The organism is Mesorhizobium sp. Root695 (genome assembly GCF_001428185.1).
Classification (GTDB): Bacteria; Pseudomonadota; Alphaproteobacteria; order Rhizobiales; family Rhizobiaceae; genus Mesorhizobium.
This window is the reverse complement of record NZ_LMHO01000034.1, coordinates 224,002-239,523: the sequence shown is the minus strand read 5'-3', so window position 1 is coordinate 239,523 and position 15,522 is coordinate 224,002. Positions and strand designations below refer to the sequence as shown.

Genomic DNA, 15,522 nt, shown 5'->3' with positions numbered 1-15,522 from the left:
GAGCAAATCCAGATGAACATCCATGAGTATCAGGGCAAGGCGCTGCTGAAGTCTTTCGGCGCGCCGGTGGCCGAAGGCGTGCCGGTGTTCAAGGCGAGCGAGGCGGAAGCCGCGGCACAAGCGCTGCCCGGCCCGCTCTATGTTGTGAAGAGCCAGATCCATGCCGGTGGCCGCGGCAAGGGCAAATTCAAGGAGCTTGGCCCGGACGCCAAGGGCGGTGTGCGGCTGGCCAAGTCGGTGGCCGATGTTGTCGCCAACGCCAACGAGATGCTTGGCAACACGCTGGTGACCAAGCAGACCGGCCCGGCCGGCAAGCAGGTCAACCGCCTCTACATCGAGGACGGTGCCGACATCGAACGCGAGCTCTATCTGTCGATCCTGGTCGATCGCTCGGTCGGCCGAGTTGCTTTCGTCGTCTCGACCGAGGGCGGTATGGATATCGAGGCGGTCGCTCATGACACGCCAGAAAAGATCATCACCGTCGCCATTGATCCGGAAAAGGGCGTCACCGCAGCCGATCTGAAGGCGCTCAACGGCGCTCTGAAGCTCGACGGCAATGCCGCCAAGGACGGCGATGTGCTGATCCCGATCCTCTACAAGGCGTTCGTCGAGAAGGACATGAGCCTGCTCGAGGTCAACCCGCTAATCGTCATGAAGAACGGCCGGCTGCGCGTGCTCGACGCAAAAGTGTCGTTCGATAACAACGCGCTGTTCCGCCACCCCGACGTGCTCGAACTGCGCGACACCACCGAAGAGGACGAGAAGGAGATTGAGGCGTCGAAATACGACCTCGCCTATGTCGCACTCGACGGCAATATCGGCTGCATGGTCAACGGCGCCGGCCTTGCCATGGCGACGATGGACATCATCAAGCTCTACGGCGCCGAGCCGGCCAACTTCCTCGACGTCGGCGGTGGTGCGTCCAAGGAGAAGGTGACGGCGGCATTCAAGATCATCACCAAGGATCCTGCGGTCAAGGGCATATTGATCAACATTTTTGGCGGCATCATGAAGTGCGACATCATTGCCGAGGGCGTCATTGCCGCGGTCAAGGAAGTCGGTCTGAAAGTGCCGCTGGTGGTGCGCCTGGAAGGCACCAATGCCGAGCTCGGCAGGAAGATCATCAACGATAGCGGCCTCAACGTGGTGTCGGCCGATGATCTCGACGACGCGGCCAAGAAGATCGTGGCGGCGGTGAAGGGCTGATCTGGTGCCTCCGCACAAGATAAACCTGGTCGAGGCGGCGGATCAGAAGATCAAGAAGGTCTTCGATCCGCATATCGCCGGCGACGTCAACGAGTCTCAGGTCAAGATCGCCAAGTTCGGCGACGTCTTCGACTGGCATGCGCATGACAATGAGGACGAAGCCTTCCTCGTGCTGCGCGGGCGCATCGCCATCGATTTTCGCGACGGCACGGTGGAACTCTCGAGCGGCGAGTTCATCGTCGTGCCGCGCGCCGTCGAGCATCGGCCGCGCTCGCTCAGCGAAGAGCCTGTCGTGCTGATGTTCGAGCCGGCGACGACGCTGAACACCGGCAACGCCAAGAGCGACCTCACCGTCGCCGATCTGAAGCGGCTCTGACCATGACCGCACAGCCTTCCTCGATCAACGGCTTTTAGAAAAGGGCTCACATGTCCATCCTCGTCGACAAGAACACCAAGGTGCTGGTGCAGGGCCTGACCGGCAAGACCGGCACGTTCCACACCGAACAGGCGCTGGCTTATCACGGCACGAAAATGGTCGGCGGCATCCACCCGAAGAAGGGTGGCGAGACGTGGACCGGCTCGAAGGGCGAGAGCCTGCCGATTTTCGCCACCGTCGCCGAGGGCAAGAAAAGGACCGGTGCCAACGCGTCCGTCGTCTACGTGCCGCCGGCGGGTGCCGCCGAAGCCATCCTCGAAGCGATCGAGGCCGAGATCCCGCTAATCATCTGCATCACCGAAGGCATACCGGTGATGGACATGATCAAGGTCAAGGCGCGGCTCGACCGCTCGACCTCGCGGCTGATCGGCCCTAACTGCCCGGGCGTGCTCACCCCCAATGAATGCAAGATCGGCATCATGCCCGGAAACATCTTCCGCAAGGGTTCGGTCGGCGTTGTTTCGCGCTCGGGAACACTTACCTATGAGGCCGTGTTCCAGACCACCAATGTCGGCCTCGGCCAGACCACCGCCGTCGGAATTGGCGGCGACCCCGTCAAAGGCACCGAGTTCATCGACGTGCTCGAGATGTTCCTCGCCGATGACGAGACCAAGTCGATCATCATGATCGGCGAGATCGGCGGTTCGGCCGAGGAAGACGCCGCGCAGTTCCTCAAGGACGAAGCCAAGCGTGGCCGCAAGAAGCCGATGGCCGGCTTCATCGCCGGGCGCACAGCGCCGGCCGGCCGTACCATGGGTCATGCGGGCGCGGTGATTTCGGGCGGCAAGGGCGGCGCGGAAGACAAGATCGCGGCGATGGAATCGGCTGGAATCAAGGTATCGCCCTCGCCGGCAAGGCTGGGCACGACCTTGGTCGAGGCGATCAAGGGTTAAAGTGAGTAGCGAGTAATGAATAGCGAATAGGGAAAAAAGAGTAGCGGCGCGACCACAGGGAAAATTCCTATTCGCTACTCACTATTCGCTCTGACAAGGAGACGGAGCCAGGCTCCGCGGACAAAAATGGCAAGACAAGATCAGGCCAACGACCAGTTTTCGCTCACCTCTTTCCTTTATGGCGGCAACGCCGATTACATCGATGCGCTCTACGCCGCCTATGAGGACGATCCAGCCTCGGTCAATCCCGAATGGCAGGAGTTCTTCGCCGGGCTGAAGGACGACGCCGGCGATGTGCGCAAGAACGCCAAGGGCGCCTCCTGGGCGAAGCCCTCCTGGCCGCTGCAGGCCAATGGCGAACTGGTGTCGGCGCTCGACGGCAATTGGGGCATCGTCGAGAAGCATCTGGAAAAGAAGGTCAAGGACAAGGCGGTCACCAACGGCATCGTCCTCTCCGATGCCGACGTGCACCAGGCGACGCGCGATTCCGTGCGCGCCATCATGATGATCCGCGCCTACCGCATGCGCGGCCATCTGCACGCCAATCTCGACCCGCTCGGCATCGCCAAGCCGCTCGAGGACTACAACGAGCTATCGCCGGAAAACTACGGCTTCACCGAAGCCGATTACGATCGGCCGATCTTCCTCGACAATGTGCTCGGGCTCGAATTCGGCAGCATCCGGCAGATGCTGGAAATCCTGACGCGCACCTATTGCTCGACGCTCGGCGTCGAGTTCATGCATATTTCCGATCCCGAGGAAAAGGCCTGGATCCAGGCGCGCATCGAGGGCGCCGACAAGGAGATCACCTTCACCGCCACCGGCAAGAAGGCGATCCTGCAGAAGCTGGTCGAGGCCGAAGGCTTCGAGCAGTTCATCGACGTCAAGTACAAGGGCACCAAGCGCTTCGGCCTCGATGGCAGTGAAGCGCTGATCCCGGCGCTGGAGCAGATCGTCAAGCGCGGCGGCCAGCTCGGCATGAAGGAGATCGTGCTCGGCATGGCGCATCGCGGCCGGCTGAACGTGCTCTCCCAGGTGATGGCCAAGCCGCACCGCGCCATCTTCCACGAGTTCAAGGGCGGCTCGGCTGCTCCGGACGAGGTCGAGGGCTCGGGCGACGTCAAGTACCATCTCGGCGCCTCGTCGGACCGCGAATTCGACGGCAACAAGGTGCATCTGTCCTTGACCGCAAATCCCTCGCATCTGGAAATCGTCGATCCGGTGGTGATGGGCAAGGCGCGCGCCAAGCAGGATTACCTGTTCGGCCGCAGCCGCGAGGAAATCGTGCCGCTGGAAGAGCGCGCCAAGGTGCTGCCGCTGCTGTTGCACGGCGACGCCGCCTTCGCCGGCCAGGGCGTGATTGCCGAGATCCTCGGCCTGTCCGGCCTGCGCGGCCACCGCGTCGCCGGCACGCTGCATTTCATCATCAACAACCAGATCGGCTTCACCACCAATCCGCGCTTCTCGCGCTCGTCGCCATATCCGTCCGACGTCGCCAAGATGATCGAGGCGCCGATCTTCCACGTCAATGGCGACGATCCGGAAGCCGTGGTGCACGCCACCAAGGTGGCGATCGAATTCCGCATGAAGTTCCACAAGCCTGTTGTGGTCGACATGTTCTGCTACCGCCGCTTCGGCCACAATGAGGGCGACGAACCAGCCTTCACCCAGCCGATCATGTATCGCAACATCCGCACCCACAAGACGACGGTGCAGATCTATGCCGACCGCCTGATTGCCGAAGGCCACATCACCCAGGCCGAGTTCGACCAGATGAAGGCCGACTGGCGCGCGCATCTCGAATCCGAATGGGAAGTCGGCCAGCACTACAAGCCCAACAAGGCCGACTGGCTCGACGGCGCCTGGTCGGGCCTGCGCACGGCCGACAATCAGGACGAACAGCGACGCGGCAAGACCGCCGTGCCGGTCAAGACGCTGAAGGAAATCGGCAAGAAGCTGACCGAGGTGCCGAAGGATTTCGAGGCGCACAAGACGATCATCCGCTTCCTCGAGAACCGCCGCCAGGCGATCGAGTCGGGCGAAGGCATCGACTGGTCGACGGCCGAGGCGCTGGCCTTCGGCGCCATCCTGCTCGACGGCAATCCGATCCGCCTGTCGGGGCAGGATTCCGAACGCGGCACCTTCTCGCAGCGCCATTCCGTGCTCTACGACCAGCGCGACGAGACCCGCTACATCCCGCTCAACAATCTCTCGGCCGCTCAGGCCGGCTATGAAGTCATCAACTCGATGCTGTCGGAAGAGGCGGTGCTCGGCTTCGAGTATGGCTACAGCCTGGCCGAGCCGAAGGCACTGACACTGTGGGAAGCGCAGTTCGGCGACTTCGCCAACGGCGCCCAGGTGGTGTTCGACCAGTTCATCTCCAGCGGAGAACGCAAGTGGCTCAGAATGTCGGGCCTCGTCTGTCTCTTGCCGCATGGCTATGAAGGCCAGGGTCCGGAACATTCCTCGGCCCGGCTCGAACGCTTCCTGCAGCTTTGCGCCGAAGACAACATGCAAGTGGCCAACTGCACGACGCCGGCCAACTACTTCCACATCCTGCGCCGGCAGCTGAAGCGAGACTTCCGCAAGCCGCTGATCCTGATGACGCCGAAGTCGTTGCTGCGCCACAAGCGGGCGGTGTCGACGCTGCCGGAAATTTCGGGCGAAAGCTCGTTCCACCGTCTGCTGTGGGACGACGCCCAGCTGCTCCCCAACCAGGCGATCAAGCTCACCAAGGATTCGAAGATCCGCCGCGTCGTGCTGTGCTCGGGCAAGGTCTATTACGACCTTTACGAGGAGCGCGAGAAGCGCGGCATCAACGACATCTATCTGCTGCGCGTCGAACAGCTCTATCCGTTCCCGGCCAAGGCGCTGATCACCGAACTGTCGCGCTTCCGCAATGCCGAGATGGTCTGGTGCCAGGAGGAGCCCAAGAACATGGGCGCCTGGTCGTTCATCGACCCCTATCTGGAATGGGTGCTGGCGCATATCGACGCCAAGCATCAGCGGGTGCGCTACACTGGCCGTCCGGCGGCCGCCTCGCCGGCGACCGGACTGATGTCGAAGCATCTCGCCCAACTCGCCGCCTTGCTTGAAGACGCGCTTGGTGAATAGAACAGAACTCGGCTGACAAAACAGAACCGACAAGAAACGGACAGGCACAATGGCTACCGAAATCCGCGTTCCCACTCTCGGCGAATCCGTCACCGAAGCGACCATCGGCAAATGGTTCAAGAAGGTTGGCGACGCGATCGCCGCTGACGAGCCACTGGTCGAACTCGAGACCGACAAGGTGACGGTTGAAGTGCCCGCCGCCGCCGCCGGCATCCTTTCGGAGATCGCGGTCAAGGAAGGCGAGACTGTCGGCGTCGGCGCTTTGCTGGGGTCGATTTCGGCAGGTGGCGCGGCCGCCGCTCCCGCGACCAAGCCGCAAGCGGTATCGCAGGCCTCGTCGCCGGATGCGGCATCGACGGGCAAGCAGGCCGCGGCCGAGACCGCCAAGATTGCCGGCGACGCCGGCGCGGTCGAGCCGCGCAGCATGCCGCCGGCGCCAGCCGCGGCCAAGCTGATCGCCGAAAGCAATCTCTCGGTCGACCAGGTTTCCGGTTCCGGCAAGCGCGGCCAGGTGCTGAAGGGCGACGTGCTCGACGCCATCTCCAAGGGCGCGCCGTCGCAGCCGGCCGAGACGCCCAAAGCCGCGCCGGCACCTGCACCGGTTGCCGTCCGCGCACCGTCCTCGGGCGACGATGCGTCGCGCGAGGAGCGTGTGCGCATGACCAAATTGCGCCAGACCATCGCGCGTCGCCTCAAGGAAGCGCAGTCGACCGCCGCCATGCTGACCACCTTCAACGAGGTCGACATGTCAGCGGTGATGGCGCTGCGCACCAAGTACAAGGACGTGTTCGAGAAGAAGCACGGCGTGAAGCTCGGCTTCATGGGCTTCTTCACCAAGGCCGTGACCCACGCGCTGAAGGAAATCCCCTCGGTCAATGCCGAGATCGACGGCACCGACATCATCTTCAAGAACTACGCCCATATCGGCGTCGCCGTCGGTACCGAAAAGGGCCTCGTCGTGCCGGTCGTGCGCGATGCCGACCAGATGTCGATCGCCGAGATCGAGAAGGACATCGGCCGGCTGGGCATCGCCGCGCGTGACGGCAAGCTGTCGGTCGCCGACATGCAGGGCGGGACGTTCACGATTTCCAACGGCGGCGTTTACGGCTCGCTGATGTCGACGCCGATCCTCAATGCGCCGCAGTCGGGCATTCTGGGCATGCACAAGATCCAGGACCGGCCTGTGGTGGTCGGCGGGCAGATCGTGATCCGGCCGATGATGTATCTGGCGCTCAGCTACGATCACCGCATCGTCGACGGCAAGGAAGCGGTGACCTTCCTGGTCCGCGTCAAGGAAAGCCTGGAGGATCCGGAGCGGCTGGTGCTCGATCTCTAAGGTTGGTGCTGATCCGGCTGTTGGAATGCGTGCCGGAAGAAGGGATCTGTGCGGCAGGATGACGACCCGTTCCCTTGGCTTTTCCAGGCTGCTTTCGACGGCATCGATCGTTGTTGGCGCGATGCTGGCCGCGACCGGCGCCTTTGCTGCCTGCCCGATCGAGCTTGCCGTCTATGGCGACGCCCAGAGCGGCAGCGAGATCGATTTCACGCCGACCGGCACCTCGGCGACCGTCACCAACACCTTCCGCATGATCCTCGACAACAATGTGGTGCTCAACGGCATCGTCATGTGGAACGAGGGCGTGTCGCGGCCGAACGGCGCGCTGATGTCCAAATGCCCCGAGGGCGACGTCACCGGCGAGGAGCTTGCCGCCTGTACGCCCTGGCACGGCGTCATCTACACGTCGGATGACAAGGGCAACATCGGGCTGCTGCCGGCCGAAGGCGTCGAGGCGCCGAAGATGCTGATCCTGCCGGACCTCGGCCCGTCGCTGCGGCAGTCCAGCGCCTATGGCGGCAGTGGATTTTCGAAAGTGCCGTGGGATGTCTTTGCCTTGAAGGGATGCCAGGAATGAGCGGGACGCAAAAGGTGTTGCTGGTCACCGGCGGCAGCCGCGGCATCGGCGCCGCGATCTGCCGGTTCGGGTCGAAGGCAGGCTATCGCGTCGCGGTAAACTACGCTTCGAACCAGGACGCCGCCAATGCACTGGTCGCCGAGATCAAGGCCGCCGGGGGCGAGGCCTTTGCCGTCAAGGGCGATGTCGGCGCTGAGTCCGATGTCGTGGCCATGTTCGAGGCTGTCGACAGCGCCTATGGCCGGCTCGACGCCTTCGTCAACAATGCCGGCATCGTCGACGTCAAGGCGCGCGTCGACGAAATGGATGTCGCGCGGCTGGAGCGCATGATGCGCATCAATGTGGTCGGCTCGTTCCTCTGCGCCCGTGAGGCGGTGAAGCGCATGTCGACCCGTCATGGCGGGTCGGGCGGATCGATCGTCAACATCTCGTCGGCGGCAGCGACATTGGGCTCGCCGGGCGAGTATGTCGACTATGCCGCCTCCAAGGGCGCCATCGATACGTTCACCATCGGGCTCGCCCGCGAGGTGGCGCTGGAAGGCATCCGCGTCAATGCGGTGCGGCCGGGCATCATCGACACGGACATCCACGCTTCCGGCGGGCAGCCGGACCGGGTAGAGCGGTTTCGCGACCTGCTGCCGATGAAAAGAGCGGGCAAGGCTGATGAAGTTGCGGGCGCGGTTCTCTATCTTCTCTCCGACGCCGCGTCCTATACGACGGGCGCAATCCTGAATGTAAGCGGCGGCCGCTGAGCGCTCTCAAGCAGATCGAGCATGATGTTATCCGAAAACCGCGTCACACTTTTCGGCACCATGCTCAAACAGAAGGACAGTATCATGGCTTACGACGTCGTTATCATCGGATCGGGACCGGGCGGCTATGTCTGCGCCATCAAGGCGGCGCAGCTCGGGCTGAAGGTTGCGGTGGTCGAGAAGAACGCGACCTTCGGCGGCACCTGCCTCAACATCGGCTGTATTCCGTCCAAGGCACTGCTCTATGCCTCCGAAATGTTCGCCGAGGCCGGCCATTCCTTCGATACGCTCGGCGTCGAGATATCTGCGCCGAAGCTGAACTTGAAGAAGATGATGGCGCACAAGGACGCGACGGTGTCGTCGAACGTCAACGGCGTCGCCTTCCTGTTCAAGAAGAATAAGATCGATAGTTTCCGCGGCACCGGCAAGGTGATCGCGGCCGGCAAGGTCTCGGTGACCGGCGATGACGGCAAGGTCGAGGAGATCGAGACCAAGAACATCGTCATCGCCACCGGCTCGCATGTCGGCGGCATTCCCGGCGTCAAGGTCGATATCGACGAGAAGGTGATCGTGTCGTCGACCGGCGCATTGTCGCTGGACAAGGTGCCTGGCCACCTGGTGGTGGTCGGCGGCGGTGTCATCGGGCTTGAACTCGGCTCGGTGTGGGCGCGGCTCGGCGCCAAGGTCACCGTGGTCGAGTTCCTCGACACCATCCTGGGCGGCATGGACGGCGAGGTCTCCAAGCAGTTCCAGCGGCTTTTGGGCAAACAGGGTTTCGAGTTCAAGCTCGGTGCCAAGGTCACCGGCGTCGCCAAGGCCAAGAAAGGTGCCGCCGTCACCTTCGAACCGGTCAAGGGCGGTGCCGCCGAAACGATCGAGGCCGATGCCGTGCTGATCGCGACCGGCCGCCGCGCCTATGCGGACAGTCTTGGCCTGAAGGAAGCCGGCGTCGAGGTCGACGAGCGCGGCCGGGTGAAGACCGACGGTCATCTCAGAACCAACGTCCCCGGCATCTTTGCCATCGGCGATGTCATCGCCGGGCCGATGCTGGCGCACAAGGCCGAGGATGAGGGCGTGGCGGTGGCGGAAACCATTGCCGGCCAGGCCGGCCATGTGAACTATGACGTCATTCCCAGCGTCGTCTACACCAGCCCGGAAATCGCCTCGGTGGGCAAGACCGAGGAAGAGCTGAAGAAGGCCGGCATCGACTACAAGGCGGGAAAGTTCCCGTTCAGCGCCAATGGCCGGGCGCGCGCCATGCTGCACACCGACGGCTTTGTGAAGATCCTCGCCGACAAGACGAGCGACCGCGTGCTCGGCGTGCATATCGTCGGCTTCGGTGCCGGCGAGATGATCCACGAGGCGGCGGTGCTGATGGAGTTCGGCGGTTCGTCCGAGGATCTCGCCCGCACCTGCCACGCGCATCCGACGATGTCGGAAGCGGTGAAGGAGGCGGCGCTGGCGACGTTCTTCAAGCCAATCCACATCTAAAGCCCTTTCATAAACTCCGGCGGCCATCTGGCGAGGTTTTGCCCGCTTTCACAGCGCCGCGCGTCCCTCTTGGACGCGCGGCGCTGTGACACTTTTTGATTGGCGCATGATCCTTTCCGAAAATCGGACTGATTTTCGGGGTCATGCGCTGCTCACGGACCCAAATTTCCGCTGCGCTCCGGTTCTCGAAAACCACACCAGCTGACTCACCGGAGCGAGTTTCTGGAAGGCCTTTCAGGGGACATTGCCCAAAACAAAACGGCCCGCTTTTCGGCGGGCCGTTCGTATTTGATATCGAGCCGATCAGTTAGCCGGTGCGGGTGCCGGCGCAGGGGCCGGTGCGGGCGCAGGTGCAGGGGCCGGTGCGGGCGCAGGTGCAGGGGCCGGTGCGGGCGCCGGTTCTGCAGGTGCAGGTTCGGCGGGCTTCATCGGTTCTGCCGGTGCGGGCGCGGGGGCCGGTGTGCTGGCCGCCGGCGGCTCGGCAGGTGCCGGATGCTCACCACTTCTTCCAAAAACATAATACGCGACAACCGCCAGAATAACGACGACCAGTGCAATCAGCCAGCCACTACCGCCGCCGCCACTCTGCTTGATGGTGGTGTTGGTGGTGTTGGGATTGAACGGATCGTTTGGATTCGGTGCGTTCGCCATAAAAGTGTCCTCCGTGGATGAAAAATATCAATCAACACCATTCAACGCGCAATCATTGAACTGGTTTCACGCTAGGGTTGGAAAACGCCAAAAACAAGGAAAATCCTGCCTTTCCGTAGCCGGAATGGCGTCGTTTCGCCATGCAGCGCGCCAGATGCGCGCCTGCTATGCCGATTCAGAGGATTTTGCCGTTATGAACTCCACAGCGCAGATTGTCCCCAACCCTCACGACGCTCTTGCCGGCGCCCAGTTCGCCGACAGCTATGTGCTGGTCACCGAAGGTCTTTCGTTGACCGCACTCGGCGCGGCAGAACGGGCTTTGGGGCGAACGCCGCGCTGGGTCGGCAGGCTCGTGGCGCTGCCAACCTTGCCGTCAGGCCATTCCGGCTGAAGACGGGCCTGGAACCTGCGGTGTTGCCGGCTGGACGGTTCGGGATATTTCCGCTCATCAGCCAGTTTCCCGGCAAGGTCGTGCTTGGCCTCGATGACCGGCATCTCGATTTCCGGGTCTTGGTCGAAGTCAGGGATCTCGGCATGGGCCGGCAGGAAGTGGCCGCGTCGACGATCGTAAAAACGCACAATTGGCTCGGACGCGCCTATCTCGCGATCGTCATACCGTTTCACCGGATCGTCGTTCCGGCGATGCTGGCTCAGATCCTGGCGAAGTAAGCTGAAGTAGCTAAAGCCCAACAGGCGTGACGGTGTAACCTGCCTTGCGAAAATCCTCGACCAGGCCTTCGGGGCCGGGAAGGTGGAGGGCGCCGACCGCCATGAAGGCATTGCCCCTGGCAAGGATCGGCCCGGCATGCTCAACCATCACCTTGTTGCGGCTGGTGATCATGGTTTCCTCGAACGCCGCATAGCCCGCGGGGTCGTCCTGCCCTTCCGGCATAGCCGCACGAAACAGCGGCCAGAACATGCCGGTGTCGCCGCGCTGGTAGAGTACGATCATGGTTTCGTTGATGTCGTTGACCTTGTCGCCGAGCTTCAGCGTGTCGACGAGGCCCTTCATGTGAAAGGCCAGCGGCAGCGAGGCCATCGCGCGCAGCTGGCTTTCGGCCGTCTCCAATCCTTCCACCGGCTTGCCGGCAGCCTTTGCACCCTCCGCCAGCTTGACGTCGAGCACCGGTGCGCCACCGGACTGACGGGCCAGTTCGCAGGCCGGCAGTGCCATCATGGCCGACAGCATCCACGGCTTCATCTTGGCAACGGTCGCCGGCGGGATGCCGCGCGCGTCGAGCGCTGTGTTCATGGCCGCCGCATCGTCGGGCGACAGCAACGACGCCAGCGTCGTGCTATCGGTGAACATCATCAGGTCCGGCTCCTTGAGCATCGCGACCATCATCTTCTGCTTGTCGAGCACGTCGGTGGTTTCGATGACAATGGTGCCGGCAGCGTCATAGGCCTTCTGCGCGTCCGGCGGCAGCGTGGTGACGCGCGGGTCGGTCATGTGCATGGTGCCGAACAGGAAGGATGGCTTTTCGCCTGGCTTTTCCAGCTTCCACAACAGGCCCTTGCCGTTCGGTGTTGCGGCCGCTTCCGTCTCGATCTTGCGGTAGGCCGCCGGGTCGTCCTTCTGCAAGGCTGACAGCATGTCGGCGCCGGTGCAGGTCGGCATTTCGGCATGCGCCCTGCCGGCCGCGAACAGCAAGACGGCGAGGAACGACAGGAAAAACAGGACGTTGAGCGCAACAAGCAGCTTCAGCGATACGGACGCTGCGCGGTCGGCGATGGCAATGATGCGCTTCATGACCCTTTCTTAGGACCGAAAAGCGGCAAAACGGTTAACCGGCACTGCGAAATTGAAGGCTTCATGCCCGCGGATGGGCGGATTCGTAGATTTCGAGCAGCCTCGCGGTGTCGACGCCGGTGTAGATCTGGGTCGTCGACAGGCTGGCATGGCCGAGCAGCTCCTGGATGGTGCGCAAATCGCCGCCGCGGCCGAGCAGATGCGTGGCGAAGGAATGGCGCAACGCATGCGGCGTCGCGGTATTGGGCAGGTTGAGCGCCGAGCGCAGCTTGGCCATGTCGCGCTGGACGATGGCCGGGTTGAGCGGGCCGCCGCGCGCGCCACGAAACAACAGGCCCTTCGGCTCGAGATGATAGGGGCAGAGCCGGCGGTATTCGGCAATTGCCCGCAGCGCCACTGGCAGCACCGGCACCAGCCGCGTCTTGCCGCCCTTGCCGGTGACGCGTAGCACGGTATCGGCCGCCGATGCCAGATCGGCGCCGGCCAGACCAAGTGCTTCGGAAATGCGCAGGCCCGATCCGTAGAGCAGCGTCAGCACGGCGGCGTTGCGGGCCGCGATCCAGGGTTCTTCCGCCAGTTGGCCCTCGATCGAAACGACATGTTTTGCATCGCTCGCCGTCAGCGGCTTGGGCAGCGATTTGGGCTGGCGCGGCGCGCGAAGGGCTGCCGCACCCGCCGCATTGGCAAGGCCGCGCCGCTCGAGGAAACGCAGCAGCGAGCGGATGCCGGCCAGGCCGCGGCCGAGCGTGCGGGCGCCGGCACCGGCGTTGCGCCGCGCCGCGAGGAAGCCGCGCAGGTCGGCCGGGCGCAGATTGGCGATGTCCGAAATGCCGGGCGAGCCGCCGCAATGGCCGGTGAGGAAATGCAGGAACTGGCGCGTGTCCCGCTCGTAGGCCTCGACGGTTTCCGGCGACAGCCGGCGCTCGCGGGCGAGCATCTTCAGCCAGCTTTCGCGTGCCGCCTGCAGATCGGGTTTGGCCGGGATGAGGAATTCCTGCATGGCGTGCCTCCGATCTTCGTTTCCTGCATGCCCGGCCATTTTCCGGCAGCCGGGTTAGGAAGCGGTGAAGAGCGCGTCATTGAAATGACAATCGGGGAGCGTTAGAGCAAAGCCAAAGGATGTCCCGCCATGAGCAAGCCCCAGAACCCTGTCCAGATGGCCGTGATCGGCGCCGCCCATGGCATCAAGGGCGAATTGCGGGTGAAGACCTTCACCGGTGAGCCGCTGGCGCTGGCCGATTACGGCCCGCTCTACGCCAGGGACGGCCGCGCCTTCCAGATCATCGACATCAGGCCGGCCAACACCGTCGTCGTGGTCCGCTTCAAGGGCGTTGCCGACCGCAACGCCGCCGAGGCGCTGGCCGGCACGGAGCTGTTCGTCGACCGTTCGATGCTGCCGGACGACGGCGAGGAGGATGAATTCTATCATGCCGACCTCGTCGGTCTCGAAGTCCGGGACGACACGGGTGCTGCGCTCGGCAAGGTCGTCGCGGTGCACAATTTCGGCGGCGGCGACATTCTCGACGTGACATTGGGTGGGCGCAAGGGCGTGCTGATCCCGTTCACACAGGCCGCGGTGCCACAAGTGTCGATCGCCGAAGGCTTCGTACGTGTCGACCCGGCGGCGGCCGGGCTGGTCGAGGACGAGGACGGCGATGGCCCGCGCGAGGAAGACTTCGACCCGAAGGGCAGGCCGCGCGGACCGAGCGATGCCGGGGGCAACCGGTGACGTTCAAGGCCTCGGTGCTGACGCTTTACCCGGAAATGTTTCCCGGCGCGCTCGGCCTGTCGTTGGCCGGGCGGGCGCTCGAGGCCGGCACGTGGTCGCTGGAGGCGATCCAGATCCGTGACTTCGCCACTGACCGCCATCGCACCGTCGACGACACGCCGGCCGGCGGCGGCGCCGGTATGGTGATGCGCGCCGATGTTCTGGCGAAAGCCATAGACCATGCTTCGCCGGAGGGCGATGTGAGGCCTCGGCTGCTGATGAGCCCGCGCGGCAAACCGCTGACCCAGGCGCGTGTGCGGGAACTGGCCGCCGGGCCGGGCGCCGTCATCCTGTGCGGCCGCTTCGAAGGCGTCGACCAGCGGGTGATCGAGGCGCGGGGATTGGAGGAAGTCTCCATCGGCGATTTCGTCCTCTCAGGTGGTGAGCCGGCGGCGCTTGTGCTGCTCGACGCGGTGGTGCGGCTGTTGCCCGGCGTGATGGGCAACGCGGTGTCGGGCGAGGAAGAGAGTTTCGAAAACGGCCTGCTCGAACATCCGCACTATACGCGGCCGCAGGAATTCGAGGGGCGCGAGATTCCCGAGGTGCTGATTTCCGGCAATCACAAGAAGATCGCTGCATGGCGGCGGGCGGAGTCAGAAAGACTGACAGCCGAGAGGCGTCCGGACCTGCTAGCCGCTGCTCAGCCCTTGGCAAAATAGTAGAAGGCGAGGAACAGGCCGACGGCAACGACAAAGCCGCGCACCGCGTTTTGCGGCACGCGCTTGGCGATCCAGACGCCGGCATAGCCGCCCAGCGCGCCGCCCGGGATCATGATGATCGCCTGTGGCCAGGCGACGACGCCACCCGAGACGAAGACGACGATCGCGACAGCGGCGATGACCATGGCCAGCATGTTCTTCAAAGCGTTCAGCCGGTGGTAGTCGCCGGCTTGCGTGAGGCCGAGCGTCGCCAGCATCATCACCCCCATGCCGGCACCGAAGAAGCCGCCATAGATGGCGGTGACGAACTGCGCGAGCGAACCGGCGAGTGAGCCGACGGAAGCTTCGTGTCCCGGTTTTGGCGCCGGCTTCAGCCAGGGGCCGGCGGCAAACAGCGCTGTCGCGGCCAGCAACAGCCACGGCACCAGGGCGCGAAACGACGGATTGTCGAGCGCCAGCAGGATCAGCGCACCGGCCAGCGCGCCTGCCGCCGAGATCAGGCACAGCAGCAGCGCGCCGCGCCAGAAATGCCTGATGTCGGCCGAGTAGGCGAGCGTCGAGGTTATGTAGCCTGGAAATTGCGTCACCGAGGAGGTGGCGTTGGCGACGATCGGCGGCAGGCCGACCAGCGTCATGGCGCCGAAGGTGATGAAGGTACCGCCACCGGCGACCGCATTGGCGGCGCCTGACAGAAAGCCCGCCAGAAACAGCAGGATGGCATCGAAGACAGACATGGGATGTGGCCGCTCAAAACTGTGTTATATAAGGCTTAGGAAGCCTGCAGGACCGACGCAACCCGGCACGGCAGGATTACGATGGTGCCATGCAAGCAGAAAATGCGCGGCCAAGGCGTGACAAAGCGGCGAAATAGCTGTATGTGCCCGCCCGT

15 protein-coding genes are annotated in these 15,522 nt (G+C 63.8%); 12 read left to right on the top strand and 3 right to left on the bottom strand.

The window, feature by feature from the left end; genetic code table 11:
* Positions 1-12: 12 nt before the first annotated feature.
* The 10 genes from sucC to ASD99_RS35345 all read left to right on the top strand — a co-directional run bounded on the left by sucC (position 13) and on the right by ASD99_RS35345 (position 11,125).
* On the top strand, positions 13-1,206 hold the full coding sequence (gene sucC / locus ASD99_RS24640; RefSeq protein ID WP_057145195.1) for an ADP-forming succinate--CoA ligase subunit beta: 1,194 nt from the start codon (positions 13-15) through the stop codon (positions 1,204-1,206).
* A 4-nt stretch (positions 1,207-1,210) separates the two neighbouring features.
* Complete coding sequence (locus ASD99_RS24635; RefSeq protein WP_057145194.1) at positions 1,211-1,582, top strand: cupin domain-containing protein; 372 nt, start codon at positions 1,211-1,213, stop codon at positions 1,580-1,582.
* Between the two features lie 50 nt (positions 1,583-1,632).
* On the top strand, positions 1,633-2,535 hold the full coding sequence (sucD, locus tag ASD99_RS24630; RefSeq protein ID WP_057145193.1) for a succinate--CoA ligase subunit alpha: 903 nt from the start codon (positions 1,633-1,635) through the stop codon (positions 2,533-2,535).
* Positions 2,536-2,661: 126 nt separating this feature from the next.
* Positions 2,662-5,649, top strand: coding sequence for a 2-oxoglutarate dehydrogenase E1 component (locus ASD99_RS24625; RefSeq protein ID WP_056585746.1), 2,988 nt, complete (start codon positions 2,662-2,664; stop codon positions 5,647-5,649).
* A 49-nt stretch (positions 5,650-5,698) separates the two neighbouring features.
* A complete protein-coding gene (gene odhB, locus ASD99_RS24620) occupies positions 5,699-6,985 on the top strand; it encodes a 2-oxoglutarate dehydrogenase complex dihydrolipoyllysine-residue succinyltransferase (RefSeq protein ID WP_057145192.1) in 1,287 nt (428 codons plus the stop codon).
* A 58-nt stretch (positions 6,986-7,043) separates the two neighbouring features.
* Positions 7,044-7,562 (top strand): hypothetical protein, encoded by a 519-nt coding sequence (locus tag ASD99_RS24615; RefSeq protein WP_057145191.1) that lies wholly within the window; start codon positions 7,044-7,046, stop codon positions 7,560-7,562.
* Positions 7,559-8,314, top strand: a complete 756-nt coding sequence (locus ASD99_RS24610; protein WP_057145190.1) for an SDR family oxidoreductase — start codon at positions 7,559-7,561, stop codon at positions 8,312-8,314. Before ASD99_RS24615 ends, ASD99_RS24610 begins: the two co-directional genes overlap by 4 nt.
* Positions 8,315-8,374: 60 nt before the next feature.
* A complete protein-coding gene (lpdA, locus tag ASD99_RS24605) occupies positions 8,375-9,805 on the top strand; it encodes a dihydrolipoyl dehydrogenase (RefSeq protein WP_156389072.1) in 1,431 nt (476 codons plus the stop codon).
* A 616-nt stretch (positions 9,806-10,421) separates the two neighbouring features.
* Positions 10,422-10,847: a hypothetical protein gene (locus tag ASD99_RS35350; RefSeq protein ID WP_320410785.1), complete on the top strand. Its 426-nt coding sequence runs from the start codon at positions 10,422-10,424 to the stop codon at positions 10,845-10,847.
* A 20-nt stretch (positions 10,848-10,867) separates the two neighbouring features.
* Positions 10,868-11,125, top strand: coding sequence for a DUF2867 domain-containing protein (locus ASD99_RS35345; RefSeq protein WP_320410784.1), 258 nt, complete (start codon positions 10,868-10,870; stop codon positions 11,123-11,125).
* A 10-nt stretch (positions 11,126-11,135) separates the two neighbouring features.
* Here ASD99_RS35345 and ASD99_RS24595 read toward each other — a convergent pair whose 3' ends face one another.
* Positions 11,136-12,206, bottom strand: a complete 1,071-nt coding sequence (locus ASD99_RS24595) for a TraB/GumN family protein (RefSeq protein ID WP_057145189.1) — start codon at positions 12,204-12,206, stop codon at positions 11,136-11,138.
* A 61-nt stretch (positions 12,207-12,267) separates the two neighbouring features.
* Positions 12,268-13,206 (bottom strand): tyrosine recombinase XerC, encoded by a 939-nt coding sequence (locus ASD99_RS24590; protein WP_057145188.1) that lies wholly within the window; start codon positions 13,204-13,206, stop codon positions 12,268-12,270.
* A 129-nt stretch (positions 13,207-13,335) separates the two neighbouring features.
* On the opposite strand from ASD99_RS24590, the gene rimM reads away from it, so the two are divergent.
* On the top strand, positions 13,336-13,935 hold the full coding sequence (rimM, locus tag ASD99_RS24585) for a ribosome maturation factor RimM (RefSeq protein WP_056585762.1): 600 nt from the start codon (positions 13,336-13,338) through the stop codon (positions 13,933-13,935).
* Positions 13,932-14,633 (top strand): tRNA (guanosine(37)-N1)-methyltransferase TrmD, encoded by a 702-nt coding sequence (gene trmD, locus ASD99_RS24580; RefSeq protein ID WP_056585764.1) that lies wholly within the window; start codon positions 13,932-13,934, stop codon positions 14,631-14,633. Before rimM ends, trmD begins: the two co-directional genes overlap by 4 nt.
* Here trmD and ASD99_RS24575 read toward each other — a convergent pair.
* A complete protein-coding gene (locus ASD99_RS24575; RefSeq protein WP_056585766.1) occupies positions 14,615-15,367 on the bottom strand; it encodes a sulfite exporter TauE/SafE family protein in 753 nt (250 codons plus the stop codon). The genes trmD and ASD99_RS24575 overlap by 19 nt on opposite strands.
* Between the last annotated feature and the right edge of the window lie 155 nt (positions 15,368-15,522).